This window comes from Thermomonospora curvata DSM 43183, from assembly GCF_000024385.1.
Lineage (GTDB): Bacteria > Actinomycetota > Actinomycetes > Streptosporangiales > Streptosporangiaceae > Thermomonospora > Thermomonospora curvata.
In genome coordinates this window covers 4458833-4474443 of record NC_013510.1, presented here as the reverse complement: position 1 = coordinate 4474443, position 15611 = coordinate 4458833, and the positions used below count along the sequence as shown (strand labels likewise).

Here is a 15611-nt window from a genome sequence, read left to right as displayed (position 1 = left end):
GTGCGGCGGGCGGTGCGAGAATGGCCGCCGTGAGCCGACGTTATGACTGCTCGGATCCGATGGAGCGGACGCGGGGCATCGCCGAGGCCGTCTCGGCGGTGCGGCGCGGCGAGCTGATCGTGCTGCCCACGGACACGGTGTACGGGATCGGCTGTGACGCCTTCACCCCTTCGGCCGTGCAGGCGCTGCTGGACGCCAAGGGGCACGGCCGGGACCGTCCGCCGGCGGTGCTGGTCGGCTCGGTGCGCGCCGCCACCGCGCTGGTGGAGGATCTGGGCACCTACGGGCAGGACCTGATCGACGAGTTCTGGCCGGGGGCGCTGACGCTGGTGTGCCGGGCCAACCGCAACCTGTCGTGGGATCTGGGCGACGCCAAGGGCACGGTGGCGGTGCGGATGCCGCTGCACGACCTGGCCCTGGAGCTGCTCAAGGAGACCGGGCCGCTGGCGGTGAGCGCCGCCGCCCGCAAGGGCGGGCCGCCGGCGCGCTCGGCGGCGCAGGCCGAGTCGGTCTTCGGTGACGCCGTGTCGGTCTGCCTGGACGGCGGCCCCTCCGGGGAGCGGCAGCCCTCCACGCTGCTGGATTTGACCGGGCCGATTCCCCGGCTGCTGCGCGCCGGGGCGGTCTCGGTGGACCGGATCCGCGCCATCACCGGCGTGGTGATGACCGAGGAGGACGAATCGGCGGAGGAGACCGCCGAACCGCAGGCCGCGCCGGCCAAGGAGCCCTCTTCGGACGGAGCCGCGGCGCAGGACGGGCCTTCCCTCGACAAGGGGGCTCCCGGCGGCGGTGCCTGAGCCCGGAACGCACTCATCCGGACCTTCGAAAGCGGAATTCTCGTGAGCCGACGCTACGACTGCACCGACCCCGCGCGGCGGGCCGCCGGCATCGCCGCCGCGGCCGCGGCCGTGCGGGCCGGGGAACTGGTCGTCCTGCCGACCGACACGGTCTATGGCGTCGGCTGCGGAGCCTTCCTTCCCGATGCGGTGGACGCCCTGCTGAAGGCCAAGGGGCGCGGCCGGCAGATGCCGGCCCCGGTCCTGATCGGCTCGCCGGAGGCGCTGGCGGATCTGGTGACCGACACCGGCCCTTACGGCCCGGCCCTGATCGAGGAGTTCTGGCCCGGCGCGCTCACCTTGGTCTTTCCGGCCGTCCCCGGCCTCGCCCGGGTGCTGGGCGACGCCCAGGGCACGGTCGCGGTCCGCATGCCGCGCGATGAGCTGGCGCTGGAGCTGCTGCGGGAGGCCGGGCCGATGGCGGTCAGCAGCGCCAACCTGACCGGGCGCCCGGCGGCGCGCACCGCCGGGGAGGCGTTCGCGCAGCTGGGCGAATCCGTGGCGGTCTACCTGGACGGCGGGCCGGCGCCGCTGGGGGAGCCGTCCTCGATCGTCGATCTGAGCGGGGATGAGCCGCGTCTGCTGCGGGCCGGCGCTCTTGCGGCCGAGACACTGCGGCGGGTCTGCGGAACCTTGAAGGAGGGGGCCGGCTGACTCGTCCCAGGGACGATCTTCCGCATATGGCGAAGGGCCCGGCGGGTGACCGCCGGGCCCTTCTCATGCCGGGCTCGGTGAACTTTTCAACACGTGGTCTTAGGCGCCGAAGACGGGAGCCCCGCCGGCATCCGGGGTGATGACGTTGCAGGTGGCGGCATCGTCCCCGGCTTCAAGGCCCCCTTTCGGTCTGCGGAGACGGCGTGTTGAAAAGGTTCAGTACAGCTTGCGCCACTTCTTGTTGGCGTACTGGTACTTGCCGGTCTTCACGTTGCGGCGGCATTCCTGAACCCACAGGTGCCCGGTGTACTTCGTGGTCCAGGTGAACCTCGCCGAGGCCTTGGTGTCGACGTAGCGGCCGGTGGAGTAGCGGAGCACACCCCGCCAGTACTGGCGCTTCTTGCCCTTGGTCGCCCTGAAGCGGACGCAGGCGCTCCAGCCGTCCCTCTTACCGTCGGTCAGGACGCCCCGGATCGTCACCTTCTTCTTGTTCCGGACATAGGTGCCGGAGGCCGAGACGTTGGCGAAGGCGTTGATCGGCTTCCACTTCTTTTTCTTCTTCTTCTTGGCCGCGGTCTCGATGGAGGCCGCCTCCGAAGAGGCCCCGGACACGGCCACGGTGGTGTCGGCGGGCGACGCCTGAGCGGGGGTAGCGAACGCGCCGATGCCGGCCACGAGCGCTCCAGAGGTCGCGGCCACCGCGACAATGCGTCGCATGTGTCCTTCCTCTCGCTACGGGATTGGATTCGGTCGGTAAAGCTAACATTCAGGGCGGACCGATGCATCCGTAAATCCCAGGAAAGGCCGGTTTCGGTCACAAATCGGCGCAGTCGGGCGAGATGGCGCCGCAGCATATGCCGGAAGTGCGTCCGGAATGTGCAATAGTGCATTGAGGGGCGGGACAGAATGTGATAGCGGTAACGCCTTTCGGGTGCGCTCCGCGGCATTTCTGCAGGTCTTGACGCCGCCCTGGCGGACGGCCGGGGGCGGCGGCGCGGCGGGCGCCTTGCGGGAGCTTTCGGCCCGCGCCGAGGCCGTCCGGCGGGACAATACCCGGTATGCCTCATGTGGTCTGGGCGATGGCGGTCACGCTCACGGTCCCGGCCGCCTTCGCCTCCCTCGGCCCGCCCGCCCCGCCCGCCGGGCCGGGGGAGAGCATCCCGACCTACGACGTCGTGCTGACCGTGCGGAACGATGGCGTGCTGCACGTCCGGGAGACGATCACCTACGACTTCCACGACCGCCGCGAGCACGGCATCGTCCGCCGCGTCCCCTACCGCGTCGGCGACCGGCTGTATGACATCCGCAACGTGCGCGCCAGCAGCTCCACCGGGGCGCCGGCCCGCGCTCGCGCCACCCGGGTGCTGCACGACCTGCGCATCGCGGTGGGCGGCGGGCGCCGCAAGGTCAGCGGACGCCAGGCCTACGTGGTCGAATACGACGTGGTGGGCGCGCTGACGCCCGCGCCCGGCCGGGCGGAGCTGCGCTGGGACGCCGTCGGGACCGGCTGGGGCGTGCCGATCGGCGAGGTCTCGGTGCGGGTCCACACGCCGGCCCGGCCGCTGGGCGTGCGCTGCCGGGCGGGGGCGCACCGGCGCGCCGGCCCGGGGCTCACCGAGTGCGGCCGGGGCCGCGCCGCGCCGCGCGCGGTGGAGTTCACCCAGCGGGACCTGCGCCCCCGCGAGAGCGTGCTGATCGATGTGCACTTGCCGGAGGGCGCGGTCGAGGTCCCCGCCCCCCGGTATGCGCGCCCCCATTTCGCCTTCTCCCGGCTCGGGTATGTGCTGTCGGCCCTGTGCCTGGCGGTGGGCCTCGCCCTGGCCCTGGCGGCGCGCCTGGCGCGTTCTGAACGGCCCGCGGCGGCCATCGCGCGAAGGCTCGCCGCCGGCGGGGCGCCCGGCCGGCGGACGGGAGCGCTGCTGCTGGCCACGGGGGCCGCGGCGGTGGTGTGGGACCTGGCCGACGACGTGGTGGCGCACGGCCTGTGGGCGGCCTCGGTGGGCGATCCGGCCCTGGCCGGGATGGGGCTGCTGGCCCTGGGAGCGGCGATCGGCGCCCACGGGCGGAGATCGGGCCGTCCCGGATGCGTCGTCCGCAACAGCCGTTCAGAACATGAGGCATCAGGGGATCATCGGGCATAGTGTTGGCCACACTGCCCCGCGTCCGGCGAACCGGCCGGCCGCGGCCGGCGTCTGCACAGTGAGAAGACGTGTGCCCGCAGGCGGCACGACCGGCGCCCCGCGGCGGAAGGGGGCGGCGGCGTACACGAGGACGGGAAGGGGGTGCCGCCCATGCGCGAGTACCTGCTCATCGTCCTGGTCGCCGCGGTGATCACCTACCTGACCACCCCCTTGGTGCGGGCGCTGTCGGTGCGGTTCGGGGCGATGACCGCCGTCCGCGACCGGGACGTGCACGCCATCCCCACCCCCCGGATGGGCGGGCTGGCGATGTTCTTCGGCATGATCGGCGCGCTGGTGGTGGCCAGCGGGCTGCCGGTGATGCGCAAGGTCATGGAGGAAAGCGACGTCGATCGCGGGCTGCTGCTGGCCGGCGGGCTGATCGTGCTGCTGGGCATCGCCGACGACCGCTGGGAGATCGACGCGCTGACCAAGTTCGCCGGGCAGGTGGCCGCCGCCGGGCTGTTCATCCTGAACGGCATCCAGCTGTTCGTGGTCCCGCTGCCCAACGGCCAGCCGCTGGTGCTGCCGCCCGAATACGGGGTGCCGCTGACCATTTTTCTGGTGGTCGCCACCATCAACGCGGTGAACTTCGTCGACGGGCTGGACGGGCTGGCCGCCGGAGTCGTCGGCATCGCCGCGATGGCGTTGTTCTCTTACGCCTCGCTGCTGGCCTTCATCGAGCATCTGTCCCGGATTCAGCCGGCCACGCTGGCCGCTGCGGTGCTGATCGGGATCTGCGCCGGATTCCTGCCGCACAACTTCAACCCCGCCCGCATCTTCATGGGCGACACCGGCTCCATGCTCATCGGGCTGCTGCTCAGCGCCGTCATGATCTTGCTGACCGGGCAGTTCGACAGCGCCGTCATCGGCCCGGTGACGCAGATTCCCTTCTTCCTTCCGCTGGTTCTGGTGCCGTTGGTGGTGGCGGTTCCCTACATCGACATGCTGCTGGCGGTATGGCGCCGGACGAATCAGGGTAAATCGCCCTTTGCGCCCGACAAGTTGCATTTGCACCACCGTCTTCTGGAGCTGGGGCATTCGCACCGCCGGGCCGTTTTGGTGATGTATTTCTGGGTCGGCCTGCTGGCCTCCTGCGTGGTGGGGCTGTCGTTCATTCGCTCCATTCCGCTGGTGCTTTCGGTGACCGGCCTGGTGGCCATCGCCGGAGTGGTGGGTCTGATCGCCGAGCCCTGGCGGCGCCGCCGTCCCAAGGCCACGGCGCCCGACGCCGCCGCCCCCCAGCGCCCCCGCGAGCACGTCTGACCGGTGCGCCCGGCTTCGCGCTCGATGAGTGGAACATCACGCGGGCGTCCGCCGAGACCGCTGGGGGAGCCGCCGCCGATCGGCCCCTGTGCGCCGCCGGGACTCTGCGGGACGGGGCGTGCGGTGCGGTCGGCCCCGCCGTGAACGGCCGGCGGGGCGGCTTTGAACCGATCACGACGATTCGGTGAACTTTGTGGCTCCTGGTGACGCTGTGCCATAACGTGATGGGTCATTGTGGGCGATCACGACGCTTGTGATACCTTTCACGAGCAAGACGCCGAACACAGACCGTGACCAGGCGGAGTCCGCATGCATTCTTCCGACGCCCTGATCCTGCGGGGCGCCGCGATCCCCACCGGCCTGGCCGGCGCGCTCGCCATCGCGGTGGGCCTGCTGGTCGCCGGGGCGCAGGGGGCGCTGGGCGCCGCACTCGGCACGCTGGTGGCCATCGCCTTCTTCAGCGTCAGCGTGGTCGCGGTCAGTTACGCGTCCAAGGTCTCGCCGCAACTGATGTTCGCCGCCGCGGTGCTCAGCTACATCACCAAGATCTTTGTGATGTTCGCGCTGATCGCGGTGTTCCGGGACGTCACGGCCTGGGATCCGGCGGTCTTCGCCTACACGATCATCGCGTTGACGGTCGTGTGGGTGGGCGCCGAGATCCGTGTCACGGCCCGCGCCAAGACCCTCTATGTGGACGATCCCGCCGACCCCGCCGGGGCCGCGGGGCGGAGCGACTCCGCCACCGGCGCCCTGTCCGGTTCGGCCGGCGAGCGGGGTCCATGATGGGCGTGGTGAACCGGCCTGGGGTGATCCCCGCGACAGGGCTCGGCCTCAGTGACTACTCCGATATGACCATGAGGGGAGTGGGCTGCTATGGTCCGTGCTGCGATGAGCGGGGAGGGGCACCGGCCCGACCAGCAGCCCGGCGAGCCGGAGCGCAGCGCCGACCAGCAGCGTTTCGCCAACGCCGCATGGTCGATCCCGAGCTATCTGCTGTCCGGGATGGCGGTCTACGGGGGGATCGGCTGGCTGCTGGATCGCTGGCTGGGCACCTCGGCCTTGCTCCCGATCGGGATCCTGGTCGGTCTCGGTCTTGCGCTCTACATGGTCTACCTCCGCTACGGGCGCTGACCGCACCGGCGGCGTCCCGGCGGCGGGCCGGCCGATGCTCGGCGCTCATCGAGCCCTCCGGGCACGCACCTGAGCACCGCACTAGCTACGACGAAGGGACTGCCGCGTGAGCGCGTCGCATATCCTCGCCGCATCCGGCGGCGGAGAGGAGTTCCAGGCTCCGGGACTGGAGCTGTTCGAATTCGCGCCGCTGTGGGACGGTGCTCCGAGCTGGCTGACCAAGCCCGTGCTCCTCGCCGCGCTGAGCGTGATCATCGTGTGCGGCTTCTTCTGGGCCGCCTTCAGCAAGCCCAAGCTGGTGCCGCGCGGCGTGCAGAACATCGGCGAGGTCGGCTACCTGTTCGTGCGCGACCAGATCGCCCGGCCGATGATCGGCAAGGACGGCGACCGGTGGATGCCCTTCCTGGTCTCCACCTTCTTCTTCATCCTGATCATGAACTGGATGGGCGTCATCCCGCTCATGCAGATGCCGATCGCCTCGCACATCGCCTTCCCGATCGTGCTGGCCGCGATCGTCTACGTGATGATGTGGTTCCTGAGCATCAAGCACCAGGGGCTGATCGGCTGGTTCAAGAACATGATGTTCCCGCCCGGCCTGCCCAAGCCGCTGTATGTGCTGTATGCGCCCATCGAGCTGCTGTCGGTGATCGTGCTGCGGCCGTTCACCCACTCGGTCCGGCTCTTCGCCAACATGTTCGCCGGTCACCTGCTGCTGGCCTTCTTCGCCACGGTGGCCTACTGGTTCCTGATCGAGAAGCTGACCGGCCTGGGCGCCGGGCTCGGCGTGGTCGGGTTCGCGATGACCATCGTGATGACCGGCTTCGAGATGTTCGTGCAGGCGCTGCAGGCGTTCATCTTCACCCTGCTGGCCGCCTCCTACATCGGCGGAGCGCTGCACCCCGATCACTGACCTGACTCTTTTCGTCCAACCCCAGCTCCGGTGGGAGATCCCGCCGGCCGATCGAGAAGGAAAACGCGAATGTTCCTTGCTGAAGTCACCGGTAACCTCGGCGCCATCGCCTACGGTCTGGCCGCCATCGGCCCGGGTATCGGCGTGGGCATCATCTTCGGTCAGGGCGTGCAGGCCATCGCCCGTCAGCCGGAGCTGACCAACGTCATCCGCACCAACATGCTGCTGGGCTTCGCGCTCACCGAGGCGCTGGCGCTGATCGGTTTCGTCGTGCCGTTCGTGCACAGCTGATCCACTGCCCTTCCCACCATCTGACCGGAAGGCGGAACCTTGAACTTCTTCCTGGCCGCGGAAGGCGAACCGCACAACCCGCTGATCCCGGCACCGGCCGAGCTGATCTTCGGCACGATCTCGTTCGCGATCGTGCTGATCGTGGTCGGCTGGAAGCTCGTCCCGCAGATCCAAAAGACGCTGGCCGAGCGGACCGACGCGATCGAGGGCGGGCTGAAGCGGGCCGAGGAGGCCCAGCGGGAGGCCCAGGCCACCTTGGCCGAGTACCAAAAGCAGCTCGCCGAGGCCCGTGCCGAGGCCGCCCGCCTGCGGGAGAAGGCCCGCGAGGAGGGCGCGCAGATCGTCGCTCAGATGCGCGAGGAGGCCCAGGCAGAGGCCCGGCGCATCGTGGAGTCGGCTCAGGCCACCATCGAGGCCGAGCGGCAGCAGGCGCTGCAGCAGCTGCGGACCGAGGTGGGTGCGCTGGCGGTCGAGCTGGCCAGCCGGGTGGTCGGTGAGGCGCTGGCCGACCAGGCCGCCCAGAGCCGGGTCATCGACCGCTTCCTGGCCGAGCTGGAGGAGCGGACCCGCACTCAGGAGCCCGCATGAGCGCTGCCGTGATCGGAGCGGTCGCCCGCGCCTCCCTGGCCGAGGCGCGGGAGCGGCTGGAGACCGTGCTGGCCACGGCCGACCTGGCGGAGCTCGGCGGGGAGCTGTTCGCGGTGCTGCACCTGGTGGACCGCGAGCACGGCCTGCGCCGGGCGATCTCCGATCCGTCGGCGCGCCCGCAGGCCAAGGCCGACCTGGTGGCCGGCCTGCTGGACGGCAAGGTCTCCGCGGCGGCCTCCTCGGTGGTGCAGGACGTGGTGCGGCTGCGCTGGACCCGTCCCAGCGAGCTGGCCGACGCGCTGGAGACGCTGGCGGTGACCACCGAGGCCGCCCGCGCCGAGGCCGACGGCGTGCTCGACGACCTGGAGGACGAGCTGTTCCGGTTCTCCCGGATCGTCGAGGGCGAGCCGCAGCTGCGCACCGCGCTGACCGACCCGGCCCTGCCGGACGACCGCAAGGACGGCCTGCTGTCGGCGCTGCTGGACGGCAAGGTCACCCCCTCGGCCCGGCGGCTGATCGGCGAGCTCGTGCTGCACCCGCGAGGCCGTAGCCTGGAGAGCGGGCTGGCGCACTACGGCCGGCTCGTCGCGCAGCGACGGCAGCGCCTGGTGGCGCTGGTCCGTTCCGCGGTGGACCTGACCGAACGGCAGCGCACCCGGCTGGCGGCCGTGCTGTCGGCGGCCTACGGCCACGAGGTACACCTGAACATCGAGATCGACCCGAGCGTGCTGGGCGGCCTGTCCATCCAGATCGGGGACGAGGTCATCGACGGCACGATCGCCGGGCGGCTGGACGAGGTCCGGCGGCGGCTCGCCGGGGGCTGACCGGTGGGTCTCTTCCCGACGTCGCCCGCCGTCCGGGACCGATGCGCCCGGACGGCGCGGGCGGCCGCCCGGGCGGTGCGTCGGGGAGAGCCGGCAGAGCGCGGCGGGCGGCCCAGCCGCCTGCGGCGCGAGCGGACAGCCCTGTGGAGGGCTCGCGGCGCCGATGGCGAAGCGACGAGCCGACGAGCGCGTGGCCGAGACGAGTCGGCGCGGGCTGATCGAGCAGACTGAGCTGACCCTTAAAGGAAGCAAGAGAGGAATCATGGCGGAGCTGACGATCCGTCCGGATGAGATCCGGAACGCGCTGGAGCGCTTCGTCCAGTCTTATGAGCCGGAGGCGGCCGCGCGCGAAGAGGTCGGCACCGTTGTCGATTCCGGCGACGGTATCGCCCACATCGAGGGGCTGCCCTCGGCCATGGCGAACGAGCTCCTGGAGTTCGAAGACGGGACCCGTGGCCTGGCTCTGAACCTGGACGTCCGTGAGATCGGCGCCGTTGTCCTGGGCGACTTCAGCGGCATCGAGGAGGGCCAGAAGGTCCGCCGCACCGGCGAGGTGCTGTCGGTGCCGGTGGGCGACGCCTACCTGGGCCGCGTGGTGGACGCCCTGGGCAACCCGCTGGACGGCAAGGGCCCCCTGGAGCTGACCGAGCGCCGGGCGCTGGAGCTGCAGGCGCCGACCGTGGTGCAGCGGCAGTCGGTGTTCGAGCCGCTGCAGACCGGCATCAAGGCCATCGACGCGATGACGCCGATCGGCCGCGGCCAGCGGCAGCTGATCATCGGTGACCGGCAGACCGGCAAGACCACGGTCTGCATCGACACCATCATCAACCAGAAGGAGAACTGGCTTTCGGGCGACGAGAAGAAGCAGGTGCGCTGCATCTACGTCGCCGTCGGCCAGAAGGGCTCCACGATCGCCAACGTGCGCCGCACCCTGGAGGAGGCCGGCGCCATGGAGTACACCACGATCGTGGCCGCCCCCGCCTCCGACCCCGCGGGCTTTAAGTACATCGCCCCCTACACCGGCTCGGCCATCGGCCAGCACTGGATGTACCAGGGCAAGCACGTCCTGATCGTCTTCGACGACCTGTCCAAGCAGGCCGAGGCCTACCGCGCCATCTCGCTGCTGCTGCGCCGCCCGCCGGGCCGCGAGGCCTACCCGGGCGATGTGTTCTACCTGCACTCGCGGCTGCTGGAGCGGTGCGCCAAGCTCAGCGACGAGATGGGCGGCGGCTCGCTGACCGGGCTGCCGATCATCGAGACCAAGGGCAATGACGTGTCGGCGTTCATCCCGACCAACGTCATCTCCATCACCGACGGCCAGTGCTTCCTGGAGACCGACCTGTTCAACCAGGGTGTGCGGCCGGCCATCAACGTCGGCATCTCGGTCTCGCGAGTCGGTGGCGCGGCGCAGATCAAGGCCATGAAGAAGGTGGCCGGAACGCTGCGGCTGGCGCTGTCGCAGTACCGTGAGCTGGAGGCCTTCGCGGCCTTCGCCTCCGACCTGGACGCGGCCTCCCGCGCTCAGCTGGAGCGCGGCGCCCGGCTGGTGGAGCTGCTCAAGCAGCCCCAGTACAGCCCGTTCCCGGTGGAGAAGCAGGTCGTGTCGGTGTGGTCGGGGACCTCCGGCGAGCTCGACGACGTGCCGGTGGAGGACATCCGCCGCTTCGAGACCGAGTTCCTGGACTACATCGAGCGCAACCACGGCGGTGTGCTGGCCGAGATCCGCGACACCGGCGAGCTCTCCGACGACGCCCTCACCACGCTCAAGTCGGCCATCACCGAGTTCAAGAAGGAGTTCCGCACCAGCGAGGGGACCCTGCTGGTGGCCGATGAGCCGGTCGAGCCGATCGCGGACGAGGCCGTGGGGCAGGAGAAGGTCCAGCGCATCGTCAAGAAGGACTGATCCTCCATGGGTGCACAGCTTCGCCTCCTGCGGCGCAAGATCAGATCGGTCAAGTCGACCGCCAAGATCACTCGCGCCCAGGAGATGATCGCCACCTCGCGGATCGTCAAGGCCCAGCAGGCGGTGGAGGCGTCCAAGCCGTACGCCGACCAGATCACCCGGGCGTTGACCGCGCTGATCAGCCATCGGGTGGGGATCGACCATCCGCTGCTGCGCGAGCAGCCGGAGGATCGCCGCTCGGCGGTGCTGATCATCACCAGCGACCGCGGCTTCTGCGGCGCCTACAACGCCAACGTGATCCGTGAGGCCGAGGCGCTGATCGCGCGGCTGCGGGAGCGGGGCCGTGAGCCGGTGCCCTATGTCATCGGCAACAAGGGCATCGCCTGGTACCGGTTCCGCAACCGGGAGCTGGCCGCCCAGTGGAACGGCATGTCCGACCGGCCCGACTTCGCCGGTGCGGAGCGGGTCGGGCGCCGGCTGACCGAGGACTTCCTCAAGACCGACGCCGAAGGCGGCGTGGGCGAGATCCACGTGGTCTACACCGAGTTCGTCTCGATGTTGACCCAGCAGGTGCGGGTGCTCCGGCTGCTGCCGCTGGAGATCGAGGAGACGACCTCCGGGCAGGTGCTGCCGGCCTATGAGTTCGAGCCCAGCGCGGAGGCGGCGCTGGACCTGCTGCTGCCGAACTATGTGGAGAGCCGGATCTTCCACATGCTGCTCCAGTCGGCGGCCTCGTTCCACGCCTCGGTGCGCCGAGCGATGAAGTCCGCGACGGACAACGCGAACGAACTGATCGAGGTCTACACGCGCATGGCCAACCAGGCGCGGCAGGCCGAGATCACCCAGGAAATCAGCGAGATCGTCGGTGGCGCTGAAGCGCTCGCCGAGTCGAGCGCGGGGAGTGAGTAAGTGACCGCACAGGTAGAGACGGCGACCGCTACCGGGCGTGTCGCCCGAATCATCGGCCCGGTCGTCGACGTGGAGTTCCCCGCCGACGCCATGCCGGAGATTTACAACGCCCTCCACGTCGATGTGACTCTCGGCGAGGAGACCAAGACCCTGACCCTGGAGGTCGCCCAGCACCTGGGCGACAACATGGTCCGGGCCATCTCGATGCAGCCGACCGACGGCCTGGTGCGCGGCGCGACCGTGGTCGACACCGGCGCCCCCATCTCGGTTCCGGTCGGCGACGTCACCAAGGGGCACGTGTGGAACGCCCTGGGCGAGACCCTGGACGTCCCCACCTCCTCGCTGGAGATCAACGAGCGGTGGAGCATCCACCGCAAGGCCCCTGACTTCGACCAGCTGGAGTCCAAGACCGAGATGCTGGTCACCGGCATCAAGGTCATCGACCTGCTCACCCCGTACGTCAAGGGCGGCAAGATCGGCCTGTTCGGCGGCGCGGGCGTGGGCAAGACCGTGCTGATCCAGGAGATGATCCGCCGGGTCGCCAAGAACTTCGGCGGCACCTCCTGCTTCGCCGGCGTGGGCGAGCGCACCCGCGAGGGCAACGACCTGTGGGTGGAGATGGCCGAGTCGGGCGTCCTCAAGGACACCGTCCTGGTGTTCGGCCAGATGGACGAGCCGCCGGGCACCCGACTGCGGGTGGCGCTGTCGGCGCTGACCATGGCCGAGTACTTCCGGGACGTCCAGAAGAAGGACGTGCTGCTGTTCATCGACAACATCTTCCGGTTCACCCAGGCGGGTTCGGAGGTGTCCACCCTGCTCGGCCGGATGCCCTCGGCGGTGGGTTACCAGCCGACCCTGGCCGATGAGATGGGTGTGCTGCAGGAGCGGATCACCTCCACGCGCGGTCACTCGATCACCTCGATGCAGGCGATCTACGTGCCCGCCGACGACATCACCGACCCGGCGCCGCACACCACCTTCGCCCACCTGGACGCCACCACGGTGCTCGCCCGTCCCATCGCCGAGAAGGGCATCTTCCCGGCGGTGGACCCGCTGGACTCCACCTCCCGGATCATGGATCCGCAGGTGATCGGCCAGGAGCACTACGAGGTCGCCCAGGAGGTCAAGCGGATCCTGCAGAAGTACAAGGAGCTGCAGGACATCATCGCCATCCTCGGCATCGACGAGCTGTCGGAAGAGGACAAGGTCACGGTGAACCGGGCGCGGCGCATCGAGCGCTTCCTGTCGCACCCGATGTTCGTGGCCGAGGCCTTCACCGGCCAGCCCGGCGTGTTCGTGGAGCTGGACGAGACCATCTCCTCCTTCAAGGCGATCGTCGAGGGCAAGTACGACCACGTGCCCGAGCAGGCGTTCTACATGTGCGGCGGCATCGAGGACGTGGAGCGGAGGGCCAAGGAACTGGCGAGCTGACCTGCGAGCCGAAAGATTCCGGGGCGCCTTTTGCAGGCGCCCCGGAAGGGCTTGAGGTTCCTTCGACGCACAAGGAGTGCAAGTGGCAACCCTGAAGGTGGGGCTGGTCTCACCGGAGCGTGAGATCTGGTCCGGCGAGGCCTCCATGGTGGTCGCCCAGACCATCGAGGGCCAGCTCGGCATCCTGCCCGGCCATGCCCCGGTGCTCGGTGTGCTGCTGGACGGCAGCGTGGTGAAGATCCAGCCGGCCGACGGCTCGCCGGAGATCACCGCCATGGTCGGCAGCGGCTTCGTCTCCGTCGCCTTTGATGAGGTGTCGGTGCTGGCCGAGCAGGCCGAGCTGGGCAGCGATGTGGACGTGGAGGCGGCCCGGCAGGCGCTGCAGGCCGCGCAGGCCCAAGGCGGCGGTGACGAGGCGGCCGCGGTGGCCGAGCGGCGCGCCCGCGCCCGGCTGCGCGCCGCGGGACTTGAGGCCTAGAAGCGGGACCGAGGGCGGGGGCAGTTGGCAGAGCACCTGGCGTGGGACGTGGGCGGGGTGCTCGCTGCGGCGGCATTGCTCGCCCTGCTGTTCCTGAGCGCGGTTCTGCTGCGCCGCTGGCTGCTGCAGCGCAGCGGCGGCACCGTGGAGTGCAGCCTGCGGACGCTGCCGCAGGACGGCGCTCCGGGGCCGTGGCGGCTGGGTCTGGCCCGTTACCGCGGTGACGAGCTGCACTGGCATCGAGTTTTCGATTTTCGTCTCAGGCCCCGGCAGGTCATCGGCCGCCGGGGCCTGATCGTGTCCAACCGCCGCCGGCCGGACCCGGGCGAGCTGCCGGAGCTGGGTGCGGACGCGGGCATCGTCGAGGTGCACAACAAGGACCTGCGGGTGGAGCTGGCGATGGGCCAGGCGGCGCTGACCGGCTTCCTGGCCTGGCTGGAGGCCGCCCCGCCCGGATTTCCGGTCGATATTTCCAAGGGTTAACGCCCGCCGAAATGGGCGAATTGTCCTTCTTGTCAAATCCGCAACGCAATCTTGACTATCGCCCCTTGTGGGCAGTGTGGGCGCAATGTCAACATCTGGCCCATTCGGCTCCATAGGAAACCCGAGGAGTGAGCGTGCGGAAGCGACACTGGGGGATTCCCCTCGCCCTGGCGGGTCTGCTGTCCGGCGTGGTGACCGCCGCGCCCGCAGAGGCCGGGGTGCAAGGTCCCGATCTCACCAAGCTGGTCAAGATCAAGGACATCCGCAAACACCTGGTCGAACTGGAGCGGGTCGCCGAGCGCAACGGTGGCAATCGGGCCTCCGGCCAACCGGGTTTCGACGCCTCCGTGGATTACGTGGTCAAGGTCCTCAAGAAGGCCGGCTACAAGCCGCAGGTCCAAAACTTCGACTTCGAGTACTACGAGCAAGAGGCCCCGACGGTCTTCGAGCAGGTCAGCCCTGCTCCGGCCACCTACACCGAGGCGCTGGACGGCGACTTCCTCACCCACTACTACTCCGGCGAGGGCGATGTGACCGCCCGTGCCGTCCCGGTGGACACCGACGACCCCGACGGCGTGGGCAGCGGCTGCGAGTCCGACGACTTCGAGGGTTTCCCGGCCGGATCGATCGCGCTGATCGTGCGCGGCGGCTGCACGTTCGCGGACAAGGCCGCCAACGCCGAGGCCGCCGGCGCGGTGGCCGCGATCATCTACCAGAACCCCGCCACCGCCGACCAGGGGCCGGTCAACGGCACGCTGGGCGGCCGCGTGGTGGACATCCCGGTGCTCGGCCCCACCTACGAGCTCGGCTCCTCGCTGGTGGCCCAGGCCAAGGCCGGTGAGCTGATCCTGCACATCAAGACCGACGTCTTCCACGAGAAGCGCTCGTCCAAGAACGTCATCGCCGACACCAAGCTCGGCGACCCGAACAAGACGGTGGTGGTCGGGGCGCACCTGGACAGCGTGGCCGAAGGTCCCGGCATCAACGACAACGGCAGCGGCAGCGCCACCGTGCTGGCCATCGCCGAGCAGATCGGCAAGCTGGGCAAGAAGGGCCTGAAGAACAGGGTCCGCTTCGCCTGGTGGGGCGCCGAGGAGAGCGGCCTGATCGGCTCGGACGCCTACGTCGCCTCCCTCAGCGACGAGGAACTGTCCAAGATCGCGCTCAACTTGAACTTCGACATGCTGGGCTCGCCGAACTTCGCCCGCTTCGTCTACGACGGTGACAACTCGCTGGGCACCCCGACCGACCCGCCGCCGGGCTCGGCCGAGATCGAGAAGGCCTTCACCGACTACTTCAAGAAGCGCAAGCTGGCCACCGAGCCCACCGCCTTCGACGGCCGCTCGGACTACTACGCCTTCATCAACGTGGGCATCCCGGCCGGCGGCCTGTTCAGCGGCGCCGAGGTCACCAAGACCCCCGAGCAGGTCAAGCTGTACGGCGGCACGGCCGGCGAGGCCTTCGACAAGTGCTACCACCAGGCCTGCGACGACCTGACCAACATCAACTGGACGGGCCTGGACCAGCTCGCCGACGGCGCGGCCCACGTCGTCCAGCGCTACGCCCACTCCGTCGAGGACGTGCTGGCCGCCCGCACGGCCACCGTCACCTTGAAGAGCACCTCCTCGTCCGCCGGCGGCCCCGAGTGGCGAGGCGGCCACCTGATCCGCTGACCATCCGGTCCGGCCACCGCGACGCCGCCGCCCCGCCGGGGCGGCGGCGTCGCCCGT

General features: G+C 69.9%; 17 protein-coding genes. 16 read left to right on the top strand and 1 reads right to left on the bottom strand.

Translation table 11 applies throughout. The features are described from left to right. Window positions 1-29 precede the first annotated feature (29 nt). Window positions 30-797: an L-threonylcarbamoyladenylate synthase gene (locus TCUR_RS19325; RefSeq protein ID WP_041442380.1), complete on the top strand. Its 768-nt coding sequence runs from the start codon at window positions 30-32 to the stop codon at window positions 795-797. 42 nt (window positions 798-839) lie between these two features. Beyond that, on the top strand, window positions 840-1490 hold the full coding sequence (locus TCUR_RS19320; protein WP_012854241.1) for an L-threonylcarbamoyladenylate synthase: 651 nt from the start codon (window positions 840-842) through the stop codon (window positions 1488-1490). 216 nt (window positions 1491-1706) lie between these two features. Here TCUR_RS19320 and TCUR_RS19315 read toward each other — a convergent pair whose 3' ends face one another. Further along, window positions 1707-2207, bottom strand: a complete 501-nt coding sequence (locus TCUR_RS19315; RefSeq protein WP_012854240.1) for a hypothetical protein — start codon at window positions 2205-2207, stop codon at window positions 1707-1709. Window positions 2208-2548: 341 nt separating this feature from the next. Between TCUR_RS19315 and TCUR_RS19310 the strand changes: the two genes are divergently transcribed. The 14 genes from TCUR_RS19310 to TCUR_RS19245 all read left to right on the top strand — a co-directional run bounded on the left by TCUR_RS19310 (window position 2549) and on the right by TCUR_RS19245 (window position 15554). Next, entirely contained in the window at window positions 2549-3631 is a 1083-nt protein-coding gene (locus tag TCUR_RS19310) for a DUF2207 domain-containing protein (RefSeq protein ID WP_012854239.1), read from the top strand. A 150-nt stretch (window positions 3632-3781) separates the two neighbouring features. Continuing rightward, a complete protein-coding gene (locus TCUR_RS19305) occupies window positions 3782-4933 on the top strand; it encodes an MraY family glycosyltransferase (RefSeq protein WP_012854238.1) in 1152 nt (383 codons plus the stop codon). 309 nt (window positions 4934-5242) lie between these two features. Then, entirely contained in the window at window positions 5243-5716 is a 474-nt protein-coding gene (locus TCUR_RS19300; RefSeq protein WP_012854237.1) for a Cg1360 family ATP-synthase-associated protein, read from the top strand. A gap of 105 nt (window positions 5717-5821) precedes the next feature. After that, the gene (locus tag TCUR_RS19295) at window positions 5822-6064 is read left to right on the top strand and encodes an AtpZ/AtpI family protein (protein WP_041442377.1); all 243 of its coding nucleotides are present in this window, start codon (window positions 5822-5824) and stop codon (window positions 6062-6064) included. 106 nt (window positions 6065-6170) lie between these two features. Then, the gene (gene atpB, locus TCUR_RS19290; protein ID WP_012854235.1) at window positions 6171-6974 is read left to right on the top strand and encodes a F0F1 ATP synthase subunit A; all 804 of its coding nucleotides are present in this window, start codon (window positions 6171-6173) and stop codon (window positions 6972-6974) included. 69 nt (window positions 6975-7043) lie between these two features. Continuing rightward, window positions 7044-7265: an ATP synthase F0 subunit C gene (gene atpE / locus TCUR_RS19285; RefSeq protein WP_012854234.1), complete on the top strand. Its 222-nt coding sequence runs from the start codon at window positions 7044-7046 to the stop codon at window positions 7263-7265. Between the two features lie 51 nt (window positions 7266-7316). Further along, entirely contained in the window at window positions 7317-7853 is a 537-nt protein-coding gene (locus TCUR_RS19280; RefSeq protein WP_217265547.1) for a F0F1 ATP synthase subunit B, read from the top strand. After that, window positions 7850-8677 (top strand): F0F1 ATP synthase subunit delta, encoded by an 828-nt coding sequence (locus tag TCUR_RS19275; RefSeq protein WP_012854232.1) that lies wholly within the window; start codon window positions 7850-7852, stop codon window positions 8675-8677. Before TCUR_RS19280 ends, TCUR_RS19275 begins: the two co-directional genes overlap by 4 nt. 262 nt (window positions 8678-8939) lie before the next feature. Then, entirely contained in the window at window positions 8940-10580 is a 1641-nt protein-coding gene (gene atpA, locus TCUR_RS19270; RefSeq protein ID WP_012854231.1) for a F0F1 ATP synthase subunit alpha, read from the top strand. A gap of 6 nt (window positions 10581-10586) precedes the next feature. Then, window positions 10587-11489: a F0F1 ATP synthase subunit gamma gene (locus TCUR_RS19265; protein WP_012854230.1), complete on the top strand. Its 903-nt coding sequence runs from the start codon at window positions 10587-10589 to the stop codon at window positions 11487-11489. Further along, window positions 11490-12920 carry a F0F1 ATP synthase subunit beta gene (atpD, locus tag TCUR_RS19260; RefSeq protein WP_012854229.1) on the top strand — a complete coding sequence of 477 codons (1431 nt, stop codon included), beginning with the start codon at window positions 11490-11492 and terminating at the stop codon, window positions 12918-12920. It begins immediately after the preceding gene. Between the two features lie 82 nt (window positions 12921-13002). Further along, the gene (locus TCUR_RS19255) at window positions 13003-13398 is read left to right on the top strand and encodes a F0F1 ATP synthase subunit epsilon (RefSeq protein WP_012854228.1); all 396 of its coding nucleotides are present in this window, start codon (window positions 13003-13005) and stop codon (window positions 13396-13398) included. A 24-nt stretch (window positions 13399-13422) separates the two neighbouring features. Beyond that, window positions 13423-13881 (top strand): DUF2550 domain-containing protein, encoded by a 459-nt coding sequence (locus TCUR_RS19250; RefSeq protein ID WP_012854227.1) that lies wholly within the window; start codon window positions 13423-13425, stop codon window positions 13879-13881. 134 nt (window positions 13882-14015) lie between these two features. Beyond that, a complete protein-coding gene (locus TCUR_RS19245) occupies window positions 14016-15554 on the top strand; it encodes a M28 family metallopeptidase (protein WP_012854226.1) in 1539 nt (512 codons plus the stop codon). Window positions 15555-15611 lie beyond the last annotated feature (57 nt).

Bases quoted from the DNA above. Each gene is read 5' to 3' on its own strand.
- TCUR_RS19315 (WP_012854240.1), bottom strand. From the start codon at position 2,207: ATGCGACGCATTGTCGCGGTGGCCGCGACCTCTGGAGCGCTCGTGGCC.
- TCUR_RS19310 (WP_012854239.1), top strand. From the start codon at position 2,549: ATGCCTCATGTGGTCTGGGCGATGGCGGTCACGCTCACGGTCCCGGCC.
- TCUR_RS19305 (WP_012854238.1), top strand. From the start codon at position 3,782: ATGCGCGAGTACCTGCTCATCGTCCTGGTCGCCGCGGTGATCACCTAC.
- TCUR_RS19300 (WP_012854237.1), top strand. From the start codon at position 5,243: ATGCATTCTTCCGACGCCCTGATCCTGCGGGGCGCCGCGATCCCCACC.
- TCUR_RS19295 (WP_041442377.1), top strand. From the start codon at position 5,822: ATGAGCGGGGAGGGGCACCGGCCCGACCAGCAGCCCGGCGAGCCGGAG.
- atpE (WP_012854234.1), top strand. From the start codon at position 7,044: ATGTTCCTTGCTGAAGTCACCGGTAACCTCGGCGCCATCGCCTACGGT.
- TCUR_RS19275 (WP_012854232.1), top strand. From the start codon at position 7,850: ATGAGCGCTGCCGTGATCGGAGCGGTCGCCCGCGCCTCCCTGGCCGAG.
- atpA (WP_012854231.1), top strand. From the start codon at position 8,940: ATGGCGGAGCTGACGATCCGTCCGGATGAGATCCGGAACGCGCTGGAG.
- TCUR_RS19265 (WP_012854230.1), top strand. From the start codon at position 10,587: ATGGGTGCACAGCTTCGCCTCCTGCGGCGCAAGATCAGATCGGTCAAG.